Origin of the sequence: Kitasatospora sp. NBC_01287, assembly GCF_026340565.1 — a bacterium.
GTDB lineage: Bacteria > Actinomycetota > Actinomycetes > Streptomycetales > Streptomycetaceae > Kitasatospora.
The window spans coordinates 4,519,623-4,534,596 of record NZ_JAPEPB010000001.1; the positions used below are offsets into that span (position 1 = coordinate 4,519,623).

Consider the following 14,974-nt stretch of genomic DNA (forward strand, 5'->3'; position numbering starts at 1 on the left):
CGGAGGATCACCGACCGCTCGCGGCGCCGTCCCGGCAAGACATCTGACGACCCGTCAGCTATGCGACAATGCGCGTACCGACCCCCCTGCGAGGAAGAGCCGTCGTGCGCGAAGACACCATCAGCGAATTCCTGGACCGCCTGGCCGACCGGGTCCCCGCTCCTGGGGGCGGTGCCTCGGCCGCGCTGCACGCCGCGCAGGCGGGCGCGCTGCTCGCCATGGTGGCCCGCTACAGCACCGGAGAGAAGTACGCCGCACACCAGCCGGTGGTGGAGCGGATCATCCGGGAGAGCGACACGCTGCGCGGCCGGGCGCTGACCCTGGCCGAGCAGGACGCGGCGGCCTTCACCGCCGTCACCGACGCCTACCGGCTGCCCAAGGACGACGAGGCCGCCAAGGCGGCGCGCTCGGCCGCGATCGCCCGGGCGCTGGCCGACGCCGCCCGGCCGCCGGCCGAGGTGATCACCGTCGCGCTGGACGCCGTCGAACTGGCCGAGACCCTGCTGCCGATCGGCAACCCGAACGTGGTCACCGACATCGCGGCCGCGGCCGAGGCGGCCCGCGCGGCGGCCACCACCGCCCGGGTCAACGTGGAGGTCAACCTGTCCGGGATCCGCGACGAACGCACCCGTGAGGCGCTGCTGGCGGACACCGCCCGGGTGGACGAGATCGCGGCCCGCGCCGAGCGGGTCACCGCCGCCGTCCGGGCGGAGCTGGCCAAGTGACCGCCGCCGTCCTGTCCGGCACCGAGCTGGCCGCCTCGATCCGGGCCGAGGCCGCCGCCCGCGCCGCGGAGCTCGCGGCCCTCGGCCGCCGCCCCCGGCTGTGCGTGGTCACCGCCACCGCCGATGAGTCCAGCGCCTGGTACGTCCGCTCGATCGTGCGCGCCGCCGAGAAGACCGGCCTGGAGTGCGCCGTCCACGACCTGGGCGCCGACGCCGACCCCGCCGCGATCAGCGCGCTGCTGGCCGAGCTCAGCGCGGACCCCGCCGTGCACGGCCTGATGCTGCAGACCCCGCTCCCCGCCGGGACGACCCTGGAGGAGCTGGCCTCGGCGATCGCCTTCGAGAAGGACGTCGACGGTGCCAACCCGCTCTCACTGGGCCGGCTGGCCAGCGGCCTGCCGGCCTTCCCCCCGGCCACCGCCGAGGCCGTGGTGGCACTGCTCGACCATCACAAGGTGCAGCTGAGCGGTCGTCAGGCCGTGGTGGTGGGGCGCTCCACGGTGGTCGGCAAGCCGGCCGCGCACCTGCTGCTCGACCGGGACGCCACGGTGACGGTCTGCCACTCGCGCACGGCCGACCTGGCGACCGTCACCACCACCGCCGAGGTGCTGGTCGCGGCGGTCGGCCGGGCCGGGCTGATCACGGCGGAGCACGTGCGCCCCGGCGCGGTGGTGATCGACGTCGGCACCAACCCGACCCCCGAGGGCGGCCTGGTCGGCGATGTGGCCCCCGAGGCCGCCGAACGGGCCGGCGCGCTGACCCCGGTGCCGGGCGGTGTCGGCCCGGTGACCACCGCGCTGCTGCTGCGGCACACGGTGCTGGCGGCGGAGCGGGCCGGCGCCTGAGCGGAGCTGGGCTGGGCTGGGCTGGGCTGGGCTGGGCTGATTTGAGTTGAGCCGAGCCAACCCGAGCCAACCCGAGCCGACCCGAGCCGAGCCGAGCCGACGAGAGGCCCTAGCCGACCGGGGTGGACCGCTGGATGGTGATCACCCGGTCGGTCAGCCGCAGCTCGGCGGCCTCGGGGTCGGCGAAGTCGAGCACCCGCCGGCCCCGGACCACCGCCACCACCAGGTCCGGGCAGGCCCTCGGGCTCTGCCCGGCCTCGGCCCGGGTGACCGGGCGCTCGACGACGTTCAGGCCCTTGCCGTAGGTGAGCAGGTCCTCCATCACCGCGCCGGCGTTCGGGCTGAGCATCGACATGCCGAGCAGTCGCCCGGCCGAACTGGAGCTGGTCACCACCACGTCCGCCCCGCTCTGCCGCAGCAGCGGGGCGTTCTCGTCCTCCCGGACGGCGGCGACCAGGGTGGCGGCCCGGTTGAGCTGGCGGACCGTCAGGGCGACCAACACGGCGGTGTCGTCCCGCTCGGTGGCCACCACCACCTGGGCGGCCTTCGGCACCTCGGCGCGCAGCAGCGTGTCGGTCCTGGTGGCGTCGCCCACCACGCCGGTCAGACCGTCCAGGGCGGCCTGCTCGACCACCCGGCGCTGCGGGTCGACCACCACGATCCGCTCCTTGCCCAGCCCCTGGCCGAGCAGCGTCTGCACGGCGCTGCGCCCCTTGGTGCCGTATCCGACGATCACCGCGTGGTCGTGCACGGAGGACCTCCAACGTCCGATCCGCCACTGCCGGCGGGTCCGTTCGGCCAGCACCTCCAGGGTGGTGCCGACCAGGATGATCAGGAAGACCACGCGCAGCGGGGTGATCACCAGGATGTTGGCCAGCCGCGCGCCGTCGCTGACCGGGGTGATGTCGCCGTAGCCGGTGGTGGAGAGGGTGACGGTGGCGTAGTAGGCGGCGTCCAGCAGCGAGAGGGTGTCGTGCGCGTTGTCGTGGTAGCCGGCGCGGTCCAGGTAGACGAGCAGCGTGGTGGCCACCAGCACGGCCAGCGCGATCGCCACCCGCAGCCCGACCTGGCGCAGCGGCGGCACGCCGCGCCGGGCGGGCAGCACGATCCGGGCGTCCGCCTCGCCGGCCTTCACCCCCTCACCCCGGCACGCCCAGCAGCTCCACCGGCTCCCCCGCCGCCAGGCCGCCCGGCGGGACCACCGCCAGCGCCTGCGCGAGCGCCAGGCCGCGCAGCATGGCGGGGCCGTCGAAGGCCAGCGGCACCGGGCCGTCGGCGGTCGAGCGCACCGGCAGCAACCGGGTGTCCTCGGGGTGGCCCGGCAGTGCGGCGCCGGCGCGCGCGAAGCGCCCGGGGCCCGTCCGGCGCCCGCTGAGCGCGTCCAATAGCGGCAGCGCCAAGGTCACGGCGCCGGCCACCGCGGCCAGCGGGTTGCCCGGCAGCCCGACCAGGTGGCGCACTGGCCCGGTCCCCGGGGCGGCCGGCGGCAGCTCGGCCAGCAGCATCGGGTGCCCGGGACGGACCGCCACCCCGTCGACCAGCAGCCGGGCACCGCACTCGGCGAGCGCCGCGTGCAGGAAGTCCACCGGGCCGGCCGCGGTACCACCGGTGGTCACCACCACCTCGGCCGTCGAGTACCGCACGGCGTCCCGCAGCAGCGCGAAATCGTCGCGGACCGTGCGCCGCCCCAGCAGTTCGGCACCCGCCGCGCCGAGCCAGGGCTGCAGCAGCGGCCCGAGCGCGTCGCGCACCAGCCCGGGCCCCGGCAGGCCGGAGGGCAGCAGCTCGTCGCCGAGCACCAGCAGCTCGACGGTGGGCCGGCGACGGACCGTCAGCGTGTCGTAGCCGCAGGCCGCGGCGAGGCCCAGGACGGCCGCGGTCACCGGGGTCCCGGCCGGCAGCAGCTCCTCACCGCTGCGGCACTCCTGCCCGCGCGGGCGCACGTCCTGCCCGGGCGCCAGCTCGGCGCGGCCGGTCGGGTGCAGGGTGCCGGAGGCCAGGGCGGGGCGCTCGACCCGGCCGTGCTCACGGCGCAGCACGGCGGTGGCGCCGGGCGGCAGCTGGGCGCCGGTGGCGATCCCGGTGGCCCAGCCGTCTGCCAGCGGCGGCGGGGTGCGCCCGGCCAGCACCCGGCCGGCCAGCCGCCACGGCCCCGGGCCCGCCACCGCCCAGCCGTCCATCGCGGAGGTGTCGAAGGCGGGCAGGTCGGTGAGCGCGGCCAGCGGTGCGGCCAGGGTGTGGCCGAGCGCGGCCGCGAGCTCGCGCTCGACGGCGGGCAGCGGCCGGGCTGCCGCCTGGCGGGCGATCGCGCGGGCCCGCGGCCAGGAGGCCACCGGCGTGGGGGTGGCGGTGCCGGCCGTGCCCACCGGTGGCGCGGCGGCGCTCACGGCTGCCCGGCGGTCGGCGACCCCGACGGTGGCTGCGACTGCGACTGGGCGGAGGGCTCCTGTGCGGACGGCGGCTGCGACGGCTGCTCGGCGGCCGCGCGGGCGACCCAGCGCTCGGCCAGCGCGGTCAGCCGCCGCACGACCTCACCCACCGCTTCGTCCCCGCCACCACGGGCCCCGGCCGCGTAGCCGGCCAGGAAGGTGGTCAGCGGAGCGGCCGGCCGCTCCACCCCGTGCGCCACCACCCGGGCGAGGTCGAGCAGTTCGCGGATGTCGGCCTTCGGGTCGATCCCCAGCTCGGCCGCGGCCTCGGCCATCCAGTCGTCCAACGTGCGTTCCATGGTGGTCCATGCTGCCTGATCCACGGCGTGCTGCCGTGTCGCGCGGGTGAGCGCAGTGGGTCGTTTCGCTCACCTGGGCGGTGCGCGGGGTGCGAGCCGGCCCGCCGGGACGGGGCGGCTCAGCCGTGCCGACCCGCCCCGTCCCGGTCACGGCGGCGAGCTCGGGCCAGGTCCTGCCAGGTGTCGCAGTCCTGCGAGACGCCGTCGGGGTCGGCCAGCCGGGCGGTGCGCAGCCCGCCGGTGAGGCGGCGCAGCGGCAGGCCCGCCGGGTCGCCGAGCGCCGCCAGCGCCGAGCGCAGTGCCGCGGTGCGGTAGGCGGCGGCCAGCGGCTGCTCGCGGCCGTCGGCGTCGACCAGCACCGCGGCGTCGACCTCGGCGGCGTCGGCGGTGGCTGCCTCGCGGGTGACGGCTTCGGGGCTGGCAGCGTCGGGCCTGACGGCGTCGGGGCTAACGGCGTCGGGGCTAACGGCGTCGGGGCTGACGGCGTCGGGGCTGACGGCGTCGACCAGGCGGCGCACCGTCGCCCGGTCGAGGAACGGCAGGTCCGCGGCGAGCAGCAGCACCACCGGCGCGGTCACCGCGGGATCCGCGAGTCCGGCCGCGACAGCGGCCACCGGCCCACCGCCGGGCGGCTGCTCCCTGGTCCAATGCGGCCCGTCGGACGTGGACCCGCCGCTCGGCGCGGGGCCCACCACCACTGTGGTCGCCGCCCGCGCACAGGCGGCGAGGACCCGGTCCAGCAGGCTGCGGCCGCCGACCGTCAACCGCGGCTTGTCGGCGCCGCCGAGCCGGCGGGCCGCGCCGCCCGCGAGCACGATCGCGTCGTACCGGGTGGTGGCGGCGAGGGCGGGAGCAGCGGGAGCCGCAGCGGCGGGAGTCGGGTCGGGTGGGACGGCGGCACCGGTCATGCGCCCAGTATCGGTCGAGGCGCGCCGGCCCCGGGCCACGCCGCTACGTGCGGGTCGGCTGGACGGCTGGACGGCCGCTACGGGGAGGTGGGCGGCTCGGCCTGCCCGTTCGCCTGCGCCTGTGCCCCGGCGGCGAGCACGGCCGGCAACGTCAGCTCCCCGTACCGCTCGCCGACCGCCGCGATCAGGGCGTCCGGGTCGTGCGGGTGCTCGGCCAGCAGGTGGTCGAAGTCCTGCAGGTACTCGCCGGTGAAGGCGAGCACCCGGGCAGCGTCGTCACCCTGGTCGGGGGCACGGTGCCCGGCGATCACCCGGTCCACGTCCAGGTCGGCGATCCGGCCCAGGTTGCGGATCCAGGCGGCGCGCTGCTCGGGGGTGGTCTCCGCGGTCCACACATGGGTCCCGTTCCAGGCCAGGTCACCGGCGATCACCGTGCGCGAGGCCGGGACGTGCACCACGGTGCTGGTCGCGCAGTCGCCCTGGCCCAGGTAGAGCACCCGGATCAGCTGACGGTCGATCATCAGCGGCTGCGGCCGCAGCGGGCGCGGCAGGATCGGCGTCTCGGGGATGTCGTCGCCGTACACCGGCCGCCACTGCCGGACCTTCTCGGCGGCCGTCGCGGCGATCGCGTCCACCACCGGCGGGGCCGCGAGCACATGCGCGTGCGGGAAGAGCCGCAGCACCTCCTCGACCCCGAAGTAGTGGTCGGGGTGCGGGTGGGTGATCACCACGGCCAGCAGGTTGCGCCCCTTGCCCGCGATCCACTCGGCCAGCTCGCGCCCCGCGCTGCGGGTCAGCTGGGCGTCCACCAGGATCGCGTCCCGGGCGCCGATGATCAGGCTGGAGGTGGCGAAGAAGGCCGACTCGGGACCGGTGAACACCTCGATCGCCAGCGGCGGTCCGGGTGGCGGGGCCGCCGTGGCGCCGACCGGGACCAGCGCCGGGGCGGGGCCCTCGCCGTGCTCGCCCCCCGCTCCCGCGCCGTTCCCGTGGCTGCTCCCGTGGGCCCGGTCCTGCGGCGGTGGCGACGACGTCACTGGCTCTCCCTGGTCCGCTGCTCTCCCCGCGCCCCGCCGTACTGGGGGCTGTCGGGACCAGCTTGGGAGCCGCCCGCCCCGCGCGCCCGGCAGCCGCACCCGGGCGGGTGAGCACCGGCGGCCCGGCAGCCGCACCGGCGGTCCGCCGCCGGGGCGTCAGACCGCGACCCGCTCCGCCAGCCGCTCGACCAGCGCCCTGGCCTTGGCCGCCGCGTCCGTGTGGGCCTGCGCCCTGGAGGCGTCCGCGTGCTCGATGTACTGGGCGAGCGCCGGGTTGACCCGGGCCAGCGTCATCTCGGCGACCACGAAGTCCACCTCCATGCCCAGCAGACCGGTGAAGGCCTTCTCCAGGTAGCTGACCAGGAACTCGTACTCGGCGCGCGGAGTGCCCTCGCCGTACGCGCCGCCGCGCGAGGCGACCACCGTGAGGGGCTTGCCGGCGACCGAGCCGCCCTCGCCACCGGTGCGGCCCATCCACACCACCTGGTCGAGCCAGGCCTTCAGCGAGGAGGGAACGCTGAAGTTGTACATCGGGGCGCCGATCAGCACCGCGTCGGCCTGCTCCAGCTCGGCGATCAGCTCCTCGCGCACCGCGACCTCGGCGTGCTGCTCCGGGGTGCGCTGCTCGGCCGGGGTGAACTGGGCGGAGATCGCGGTGCCGCTCAGGTGCGGCACCGGGCTGACGCCGAGGTCGCGGTAGACCACCGTGCCGTCCGGGTGGGCCTCCTGCCACTCCCGTGCGAAGGTCGCGGCGACCTCGCGGGAGACCGAACCCTCGGTCAAGGCCGACGAGTCGATGTGCAGCAGCGTGGGCATGGCAGTCCTCCATACAGGTAGCAGTTGCTGCTGTTTTGTTTGCAGCTGGCAATAACGTAGCAGCTAACTTTTCTGCAGTCATCACCGCTGGGCCGTACGCTGGACGCATGGGTGAGCCAGAGCTGGATCCGATGGGCGTGGGCACCACCGGGACACTGCCGACGCCGGAGGGGCCGTGCGGGATCCCGGCGACGGCGCCCGGCACGGCGCTCGGTCCGTGCGCCGGGGTCGACCTGGCGCTGACCCGGGTCTTCATTCTGCTCGGCAAGCGCTGGTCCGGGCTGGTGGTGGCGGTGCTCAGCCACGGCCCCGCCCACTTCTCGCAGCTGCGCCGGGCGATCCCGGGGATCAGCGAGCGGATGCTCTCCGACCGGCTGACCGAACTGGCCGAGGCCGGCCTGGTGGTGCGCCGGGTGGACGAGGGGCCGCCGCTGCGGGTCAGTTACCAGCTGACCGAGGCCGGCCGGGCCCTGCGCCCCGCGCTGGACGAGCTGCGCAGCTGGGCCGCCACGCACCTGCCGGAGCCCACGCCACCCGGCTGCTGACCTGACGCGGTACGGGCGGCCGCGGCGCACGCGGCACGGCGTGGCTCGGGGTGGCTCGGGGTGTCGCGGCGCGTCCCGCCGACCCACGACGCGTCTCGGGGTGCTCAGCGCGGCCGGCCGGCCTCGTGGCCGGCCCTGCCGAAGCCCAGCTCGGTCCAGCGCACGTCGGGGCGCCCGTGCAGATCACCGCGCTCGCCCTGGTGCACCGGGCGCAGCCCCGCCGCCCGCGCCTGGGCCAGCACCTCCTCGGGCCGCACCGCGAACATCCGCCGCCGGGCCGGCACCGGGCCGTGCCGCAGCGTCAGCAGCAGGGTGCCGCCGGGGGCGAGCAGCGCGGCCACCGCGCCGATCGCCGCGGCCCGCTCGGCGGGCGCCAGGTGCATCCAGACCGCGGTGACCAGGATCAGGTCGAAGCGGGCCTGCCCGGCCGGAGAGGCGGCCGTCTCGGCCCCGTCCGCCCGCGCCGTCTCGGCCGTGAGGCGGGGCAACGCGGGGAGTGCGTCGTCCAGCCAGCGGATGCCGGCCCCCGCGTGCAGCCGCTCACCGAGCTCGCGCAGCGCGGCGGTGGGCTCGACGGCGGTCACCGTGTGGCCCAGCGCGGCCAGCGCCGCGGCGTCCCGGCCGGAGCCGGCCCCGAGGTCCAGCACCCGGGCGGGCGCGGACGGCAGCAGGTGCAGCAGCCCGCGGTGGACCTGCTCGAAGGTGACGCTCTCGTACTGCTCGGCCAGCGCGGCCGCCTCATCCTGGTACCCGGCCGTGCCGGCGGCGCCGTCCCCGCCGTCAGGGCCATCAGGGCTGCTGGGGGCGCCGGGGCCACCCCCTGCCGCCAGGGCGGCGAGCAGCCCGGGGAGTTCGCGCATGTCGTGGAAGACGTGCTGCGCGCCCGCCTCGGCCAGCAGCTGGGCGGGGGTCAGGCCGCCCGCGTAGCCGAGCACCCGCATGCCGGCCGCGCGGGCGGCGCGGACCCCGGGGCCGCTGTCCTCCACCACCACGCAGGCCCGCGGGAGGACGCCCATCCGGGCCGCCGCGTGCTGGAACAGGTCGGGGGCCGGCTTGCCCCGGGCGACCTCGGTGGCGCTGAAGATCCGACCGTCGAAGTAGTCGTACAGCCCGGTCCGCCCCAAGGTGTGGCGCATCTTCTCATGGCTGCCGCTGGAGGCCACGCAGGACGGGCGGTGCAGACCGGCCAGCGCCTGTGCGATCCCGTCCACCGGGGCCAGCCCCTCGTCCACCGCCACCCGGTGCCGCTCCTCGAAGCACCGCTGCCACTCGGCGGCCACCGCCCCGCCCAGCCGCTCGGCGACCTGCGCGCCGATCGAGGCGGTCGAGCGGCCGATGAACCGCTCGATCACCTCCGCCTCGGTGAGCGGCCAGCCGAGCTCGGCACCGAGCGCGACCTGCACCCGGACCGCGATCCGCTCGCTGTCCACCAGGACGCCGTCGCAGTCGAAGATGACCAGGTCAACGGGCTCATTCGAATGATCGTCAGTTTCTGTCATCGGGTCAGGCTAGACCTGCCTCCCACTGACCGATTCGCCCGCGTGACACCCGCCCGTACCGTCGTCGACCGAAGAAGGAACCGGTCAGCCCGACTCGACTTCCTGGATCCCGCCGACCGCTACGAGCGCCCGACGAACTGGTGCGCGTGGTGCGCGACTTCCTCGGCACCGAGTGACGCGGTGTCAGTCGACCGGTTCCCCGCCGTTCGCCGACGCGTCGCGGCCCGCGGCCCGCCCGCAGGCCGCCGCCCGGTCCAGCAGCAGGGCGCACTCGCGTCCGTTGCGGGTCAGCTCAGCGGCCCGCTCGAACTCGGCCCGGGCCTCGGCCGGGCGCCCCAACTTGGCCAGCAGGTCGCCGCGGACGGCGGGCAGCAGGTGGTAGCCGCGCAGGGCGGGCTCCTCGCGGAGCTGGTCCAGCAGGTCGAGCCCGACGGCCGGGCCGAAGGCCATCCCCAGCGCCACCGCGCGGTTCAGCTCCACCACTGGCGAGGGCGCGCGCCGGGCCAGCGCCTCGTAGAGGGCGGCGATCCGCACCCAGTCCGTCCGCTCGGGGCTGCCCGCGCGCACGTGGCAGGCGGCGATCGAGGCCTGCAGCGCGTACGGGCCGAGCGGACCCGCGGCCAGTTGCTCGGCCCGCTCCAGCGCCGCCAGGCCGCGGTGGATCAGCAACTGGTCCCAGCGGGCCCGGTCCTGGTCGAGCAGCAGCACCGGTGCACCGTCGACCCCGGCCCTGGCCGCGGCCCGGGAGGCCTGGATCTCCAGCAGGGCGACCAGCCCGTGCACCTCCGACTCGCCCGGGACCAGCTCGGCCAGCACCCGGCCCAGGCGCAGCGCGTCCTCGCAGAGGCCCGGACGCATCCAGTCGTCGCCCGCCGTCGCGGCGTAGCCCTCGTTGAAGATCAGATAGATGACTTCCAGGACCGAGTCCAACCGCCGGGCCAGCTCCGGACCGGCCGGCACCTCGAACGGCACCTCGGCCCGGGCCAGCGACCGCTTGGCCCGGACGATCCGCTGGGCCACCGTCGACTCCGCGACCAGGAACGCGCGGGCGATCTCATCGGTGGTCAGCCCGCCGAGCAGCCGCAGGGTGAGCGCCACCCTTGCCTCGGTGGCGAGCACCGGGTGGCAGGCGGTGAAGACCAGGCGGAGCAGGTCGTCCTCGATCTCCTCGCTCTGCTCGGCGAGTTGCTCGGGGCCCGGCGCGGGCTCGGCGGCCAGCTGGTGACCGAACCGGTCGAGCTTGCCGGCCAGCCGCTGCTCGCGGCGCACCAGGTCGATCGCGCGGCGTTTGGCGGTGGTCATCAGCCAGGCTCCCGGGTTGCGCGGGACCCCCTCACCGGGCCACTGCTCCAGCGCGGCGACCAGCGCGTCCTGGGCCAGCTCCTCGGCCAGGTCGAGGTCGCGCACGATCCGGACCAGCCCGGCGATAAGGCGCGGCGACTCGATCCGCCAGACCGCGGCGATCGCGCGGCGGGCGGGGGCGCTGCCGGAGGAGGCACTGTCGGCGGGGGCGCTGTGGGCGGGGGCGCTGTGGGCGGGGGCGCTGTCGGGATCGGGCGGCTGAGAGCTCGTCACGGCTTCCCATCAGAGCAGCGGGCGGGCGGGGGCCGCAAGCTCGCGCACCCCCACCGCACCAACCGCGGACGGCGGCCCGATCACCGCATCGCTACCGGGCGGCCGCCTGCTGGCGCTCCACCTCCGCGCGCATCGCCCGCTCGCGCTCCAGCGCGTCCGGCGGCAGCACCTCGGCGGGGAACTCGGTGGGCTCGAAGATCTGTCGCAGCTCCAGCGTGCCGCCCTCGCCGAAGGGCACCCGGCAGGCCCACTCCACGGCCTCCTCGGGCGACTTCACCTGGATCAGCCAGTAGCCCGCGATCAGCTCCTTCGCCTCGGTGAACGGCCCGTCGGTCACGGTCGGCTTCCCGCCCGGCCAGCTGATCCGGAAGCCCTTCTCGCTGGGGTGCAGGCCGTCGGCGGCCAGCAGCACCCCGGCCTTGACCAGCTCCTCGTTGTAGCGGCTCATCGCGTCGATCAGCTCGGTGGACGGCAGGACACCGGCCTCGGTGGTCTCGTCGGCCCGCACCATCATCATGAAGCGCATCGTCGCCATCTCCTTCTCGGCCCGGTCACCGGGCGGACCGTCCGCCCGGCTCCCCATCAAGCCTTCACCCATGCGTCGAACGGGACCACGCCGATTCGACAGCGGCGGCCGAGCTTTTTTCCGCGCCCGGCCACCGACCCGCGACTCCGCCTGCCGTGCCCCGCCCCGCCGTGCCCCGCCCGGCCCCGCTACTGACGCAGTTCGAGCGAGATGTGCGCGGACAGCTCCCGCAGGAAGTCGGTCGCGTCGAAGAGCTCTCCGGCGGAGACCACACCGACCGCCTTGGTCTGCCCCGCGAGGATGCGGCGGACCGCCTCGACCGCGAGCGGCGCGGTGACCGCGTAGATGTCCTGGCCCCGCGCCACCGCGCGCCGCTCCAGGCCACCGGAGCGCACGACGACGTCGACGAGGAAGGTCTGCGCGGACCTCCCGCGCTCGTCGACCGCGGTCGGCGCCGACGCGTCCGGGGCCGACAGGTCCGTGGCCGCCTCGACCGTCATGTAGGTGCACACCTCCGGGACGGACAGGTGGCTGGGGATGGTGACGACGTCGGCCATCGTGAACTCCCCGAGGACCGCCCGGGTGCCCAGCGGCTCGGGGAACGGCCACTCCAGCGTGGGCAGGGCGTCGTCGCGGTACTCCAGCCGCCCGTTCGCGAAGCGGACCCGCTGGCCGTTGCGCCGCTCCCGGGAGATCCGGCCCGCGGCGATCGTGCCCTCCGTGGGGTGCCAGCTGTTCAGCCCGTAGGCGACGTGCACCTCGTCGGCCGCGGTCCAGTCACCCATCGCCGCGGTCGCCAGCAGGTCGCCGAGGCCGCCGTAGAAGGCCATCGCGGGGACGATCACCGCCCCCGCGGCACGAGCGCGGTCCGCGAAGTGGGCGAACGTGTCGAGGTTGGCCTCCAGCTCGGCCGCCACGTCGACGTACGGGATCCCGGCGCGCAGCGCCGCCTCGATCAGCGGAGCGCCGGTCGTGGCGAAGGGCCCCGCGCAGTTGATCACCGCCGCGGCACCGGCCAGTGCGCGGTCGAGCGCGGCCGGATCGTCGACCGACGCCGGCCTGGCGTCGAGCCCGGGATGGGCCTCCGCCAGCGCCCGCAGCTTCTCGGCGTCGCGGCCGACGAGCAGCGGCAGGAACCCGCGCTCCCGAAGCTCGGCCACCACGAACCGCCCCGTGTGCCCGTACGCGCCGAAGACCGCAACTGTCTGTTCCGAAGCCATGTGTGCTCCCCGTTCGAATGATCGTTAAGGACATCCTGGCAGGGCGGGCACTCCAGCACGAGTGTCCGGAACGCCGCGCTCCGTACAATTCCGGACATGAGCACTGTCGCACTGGCCGTCACCGACGGGATGCTGCACTTCGAACTGTCCGTGGCGTGCGAGATCTTCGGTCCTGCTCCGGCCGCCGTGGCCGGCCCCTGGTACGACCTCGCCCTCTGCGGCTCGCACCCCGTGCGGGTGGGCCGCTTCCTGCTGGAGCCCGACCTCGGGCTCGACCGGCTCCGGCAGGCCGACACCGTGATCGTCCCCGCCTGGGCCGATGTCGACCAGGAGCCGCCGGCCGACCTGGTCGACGCGGTGCGCGCGGCCCATGAGGCGGGCGCCCGGGTGGCCTCGCTCTGCACGGGCGCGTTCGTGCTGGCGGCGGCCGGCCTCCTGGACGGCAGGCGCGCCACCACGCACTGGGCCCACACCGATCAGCTGGCCGCCCGCTACCCGCGGGTGGCGGTCGACCCGGATGTGCTCTACGTGGACAACGGCAGCGTGCTCACCTCCGCCGGCAAGGCCGCCGCACTGGACCTGTGCCTGCACCTGGTCCGCCTCGACCACGGCTCGTCGATCGCCAACACCGTCGCGCGCCGCCTGGTCGTGCCGCCGCTGCGGGCCGGCGGGCAGGCCCAGTTCGTCACCACCCCGGTGCCCGCCCGCGAGGACCATCCGCTCGCCACCCTGCTCCCCTGGGTGAGCGAGCGGCTCGACCAGCCGCTGACCGTGGAGGACCTGGCCCGCCGGGCCCGGATGAGCTCGCGCAACCTGGGCCGCCACTTCCGGGCGGCGACCGGCACCAGCCCGCTGCAGTGGCTGCTCACCCAGCGGATCCGCCGGGCGCAGGAGCTGCTGGAGAACACCGACGACGGCGTCGGCACCATCGCGGCGGCCACCGGCATGGGCACCGCCACGACGCTGCGCCGCCACTTCAACCGCACCGTCGGCGTGCCCCCGGACACCTACCGCCGCACCTTCCGCGCGCGGTCCCGGCCGTAGGGTCCCGCGAGTGCCCCAGGCTCCCGCGAATCCGGTCCGAGGCCGGGGGCCGGGGCTGTGACGACCCCCGCGGCTCAGCCCCGGTCGTGGTCCCCGGTCGAGCCGTCGATGAACTCGCGCAGGATGTCCAGGTGGCCCGCATGCCGTGCGGTTTCCGTCGTCATGTGGATGAGTACCCAGCGCAGCGAAACGGCGTTGCCGGCGTAGGACGTGCCGAGGTCGTCGAGTCCGAGCTCGTCGATCACCTCGTCGGCGGCAGCTCGGGCCCGACCGTAGAACTCCAGGATGTCGCCGGTGGACTCGTGCGGTTCCACCCGCATGTCGGAGGCCTCGTCCACGTCGAAGTCGAACGGCAGGGGCCCCGTTTCGCGGCCGAAGGTCTCGCGGAACCAACCGAGCTCGGCACCCCCGAGGTGCTTGACCAGCCCCAGCAGGTTCGTCCCCGACGGAGTCATCGGCCGCCGCAACTGCTCGTCGTCAAGGCCTTCGAGCTTCCAGAGCACCGCGTCACGATGCCGGTCGAGGGCAACATGCAGACTGTCCTTCTCGCCACCGGTGAATGGCACACGCTTTGTCATGCGCGGACCGTAGCAGCCGCTGGGGCACCTCGGGTTCGGGAGTCCCGGAGCCCTCCTGTTACGACATCACCATGAGATTCCGTCACGGCACATGAGGCCCTGCGCGGCTGTAGGGTCTCGCCCCCGATGACATGTCGATCTTCTGTGACCTGCTTGTTCTCTGTTGTCTCACCGCGATGTCACCCAGGAGCAGTCTCAGATCGATGCCATTTCCTCCGCGCACCGATGAGTTTCCCGCGCCGCGCCGGTCCGTATGCGTGGGACCGACTCACGGAAGACTGGCGCCATGCGGAAACTGATCTACGGCATGAACCTGACCCTGGACGGCTACATCGCCGCGCCCGGCGACGACATCGGCTGGAGCGTGCCGAGCGACGAGCTGTTCCAGTTCTGGTCCGACCAGTTGCGGGCGACCGACCTGTCGCTGTACGGGCGCAAGCTGTGGCAGACGATGAGCTCCTACTGGCCGACCGGCGACCAGCGGCCCAACGCCACCCCGGCGGAGATCGAGTTCGCGCGCCGCTGGCGGGACATGTCGAAAGTGGTGTTCTCCTCGACGATCGACAAGGTCGACTGGAACACCCGCCTGGTCACCGGCGACGCGGTCGCCGAGATCGCCCGACTCAAGGCCGAGGACGGCGGCCCGATGGACATCGGCGGCGCGACGCTCGCCGGGGCGGCGATGCGGGCCGGGCTGATCGACGAGTACGTGCTGGCCACCACGCCGGTCCTGGTGGGCGGCGGCACGCCGTTCTTCACCACTCTGGACAACTGGGTGAACCTCACCCTGGTGGAGACGCGGACGCTCCCCTGCGGCGTGATCCTGACCAGGTACGAGACGAGGCGCTGAGCGCCCGTCCCGGGTGACCCGGACTACCGCCCGAGCCACCCAGCCGAGTGACGACATGACCTGCGAGTCTCAAGACCG

14 protein-coding genes and 3 pseudogenes are annotated in these 14,974 nt (G+C 75.1%); 5 read left to right on the forward strand and 12 right to left on the reverse strand.

All coding sequences use genetic code 11. The features are described from left to right. The first annotated feature begins 104 nt into the window (after positions 1-104). Together OG455_RS19235 and OG455_RS19240 are read left to right on the forward strand one after the other, a co-directional pair. Positions 105-725, forward strand: a complete 621-nt coding sequence (locus tag OG455_RS19235) for a cyclodeaminase/cyclohydrolase family protein (RefSeq protein ID WP_266295377.1) — start codon at positions 105-107, stop codon at positions 723-725. Beyond that, complete coding sequence (locus OG455_RS19240; protein WP_266295379.1) at positions 722-1,570, forward strand: bifunctional 5,10-methylenetetrahydrofolate dehydrogenase/5,10-methenyltetrahydrofolate cyclohydrolase; 849 nt, start codon at positions 722-724, stop codon at positions 1,568-1,570. Before OG455_RS19235 ends, OG455_RS19240 begins: the two co-directional genes overlap by 4 nt. 109 nt (positions 1,571-1,679) lie before the next feature. On the opposite strand, the gene OG455_RS19245 is transcribed toward OG455_RS19240, so the two are convergent. The 6 genes and pseudogenes from OG455_RS19245 to OG455_RS19270 all read right to left on the reverse strand — a co-directional run bounded on the left by OG455_RS19245 (position 1,680) and on the right by OG455_RS19270 (position 7,059). After that, positions 1,680-2,705 carry a TrkA family potassium uptake protein gene (locus tag OG455_RS19245; protein ID WP_266295381.1) on the reverse strand — a complete coding sequence of 342 codons (1,026 nt, stop codon included), beginning with the start codon at positions 2,703-2,705 and terminating at the stop codon, positions 1,680-1,682. 4 nt (positions 2,706-2,709) lie between these two features. Next, the gene (locus OG455_RS19250) at positions 2,710-3,936 is read right to left on the reverse strand and encodes a molybdopterin molybdotransferase MoeA (RefSeq protein WP_266300870.1); all 1,227 of its coding nucleotides are present in this window, start codon (positions 3,934-3,936) and stop codon (positions 2,710-2,712) included. Between the two features lie 17 nt (positions 3,937-3,953). Continuing rightward, positions 3,954-4,286 (reverse strand): annotated as a pseudogene (locus OG455_RS19255) (DUF6457 domain-containing protein); the annotation flags it as partial. 152 nt (positions 4,287-4,438) lie between these two features. Then, positions 4,439-5,206, reverse strand: a pseudogene (locus OG455_RS19260) (molybdenum cofactor guanylyltransferase); the annotation flags it as partial. 77 nt (positions 5,207-5,283) lie between these two features. After that, positions 5,284-6,243 carry an MBL fold metallo-hydrolase gene (locus tag OG455_RS19265; RefSeq protein WP_266295383.1) on the reverse strand — a complete coding sequence of 320 codons (960 nt, stop codon included), beginning with the start codon at positions 6,241-6,243 and terminating at the stop codon, positions 5,284-5,286. Positions 6,244-6,399: 156 nt separating this feature from the next. Further along, positions 6,400-7,059, reverse strand: coding sequence for an FMN-dependent NADH-azoreductase (locus OG455_RS19270; RefSeq protein WP_266295385.1), 660 nt, complete (start codon positions 7,057-7,059; stop codon positions 6,400-6,402). A gap of 107 nt (positions 7,060-7,166) precedes the next feature. Between OG455_RS19270 and OG455_RS19275 the strand changes: the two genes are divergently transcribed. Next, positions 7,167-7,604 (forward strand): helix-turn-helix domain-containing protein, encoded by a 438-nt coding sequence (locus OG455_RS19275; RefSeq protein ID WP_266295387.1) that lies wholly within the window; start codon positions 7,167-7,169, stop codon positions 7,602-7,604. A 104-nt stretch (positions 7,605-7,708) separates the two neighbouring features. Here the strand turns inward: OG455_RS19275 and OG455_RS19280 are convergent, their stop codons facing one another. The 5 genes and pseudogenes from OG455_RS19280 to OG455_RS19300 all read right to left on the reverse strand — a co-directional run bounded on the left by OG455_RS19280 (position 7,709) and on the right by OG455_RS19300 (position 12,424). Further along, entirely contained in the window at positions 7,709-8,446 is a 738-nt protein-coding gene (locus OG455_RS19280; protein ID WP_266300871.1) for a bifunctional 2-polyprenyl-6-hydroxyphenol methylase/3-demethylubiquinol 3-O-methyltransferase UbiG, read from the reverse strand. After that, positions 8,435-9,103 (reverse strand): annotated as a pseudogene (locus tag OG455_RS19285) (HAD family hydrolase); the annotation flags it as partial. The pseudogene OG455_RS19285 and the gene OG455_RS19280, both read right to left, overlap by 12 nt. 183 nt (positions 9,104-9,286) lie before the next feature. After that, the gene (locus tag OG455_RS19290; protein WP_266300872.1) at positions 9,287-10,567 is read right to left on the reverse strand and encodes an RNA polymerase sigma factor; all 1,281 of its coding nucleotides are present in this window, start codon (positions 10,565-10,567) and stop codon (positions 9,287-9,289) included. Positions 10,568-10,769: 202 nt separating this feature from the next. Then, complete coding sequence (locus OG455_RS19295) at positions 10,770-11,276, reverse strand: YciI family protein (RefSeq protein WP_266295389.1); 507 nt, start codon at positions 11,274-11,276, stop codon at positions 10,770-10,772. Positions 11,277-11,392: 116 nt separating this feature from the next. Beyond that, entirely contained in the window at positions 11,393-12,424 is a 1,032-nt protein-coding gene (locus OG455_RS19300; protein WP_266295391.1) for a trans-acting enoyl reductase family protein, read from the reverse strand. Positions 12,425-12,520: 96 nt separating this feature from the next. On the opposite strand from OG455_RS19300, the gene OG455_RS19305 reads away from it, so the two are divergent. Further along, complete coding sequence (locus OG455_RS19305; RefSeq protein WP_266295393.1) at positions 12,521-13,468, forward strand: helix-turn-helix domain-containing protein; 948 nt, start codon at positions 12,521-12,523, stop codon at positions 13,466-13,468. A gap of 74 nt (positions 13,469-13,542) precedes the next feature. Here OG455_RS19305 and OG455_RS19310 read toward each other — a convergent pair whose 3' ends face one another. Next, positions 13,543-14,046: a DinB family protein gene (locus OG455_RS19310; protein WP_266295395.1), complete on the reverse strand. Its 504-nt coding sequence runs from the start codon at positions 14,044-14,046 to the stop codon at positions 13,543-13,545. 286 nt (positions 14,047-14,332) lie between these two features. Between OG455_RS19310 and OG455_RS19315 the strand changes: the two genes are divergently transcribed. Next, the gene (locus tag OG455_RS19315) at positions 14,333-14,896 is read left to right on the forward strand and encodes a dihydrofolate reductase family protein (protein ID WP_266295397.1); all 564 of its coding nucleotides are present in this window, start codon (positions 14,333-14,335) and stop codon (positions 14,894-14,896) included. Positions 14,897-14,974: the final 78 nt, after the last annotated feature.

Coding starts and splice junctions, on each gene's coding strand:
- OG455_RS19270 (WP_266295385.1), bottom strand. CDS start 7,059: ATGCCCACGCTGCTGCACATCGACTCGTCGGCCTTGACCGAGGGTTCG.
- OG455_RS19275 (WP_266295387.1), top strand. CDS start 7,167: ATGGGTGAGCCAGAGCTGGATCCGATGGGCGTGGGCACCACCGGGACA.
- OG455_RS19295 (WP_266295389.1), bottom strand. CDS start 11,276: ATGGGTGAAGGCTTGATGGGGAGCCGGGCGGACGGTCCGCCCGGTGAC.
- OG455_RS19300 (WP_266295391.1), bottom strand. CDS start 12,424: ATGGCTTCGGAACAGACAGTTGCGGTCTTCGGCGCGTACGGGCACACG.
- OG455_RS19305 (WP_266295393.1), top strand. CDS start 12,521: ATGAGCACTGTCGCACTGGCCGTCACCGACGGGATGCTGCACTTCGAA.
- OG455_RS19310 (WP_266295395.1), bottom strand. CDS start 14,046: ATGACAAAGCGTGTGCCATTCACCGGTGGCGAGAAGGACAGTCTGCAT.
- OG455_RS19315 (WP_266295397.1), top strand. CDS start 14,333: ATGCGGAAACTGATCTACGGCATGAACCTGACCCTGGACGGCTACATC.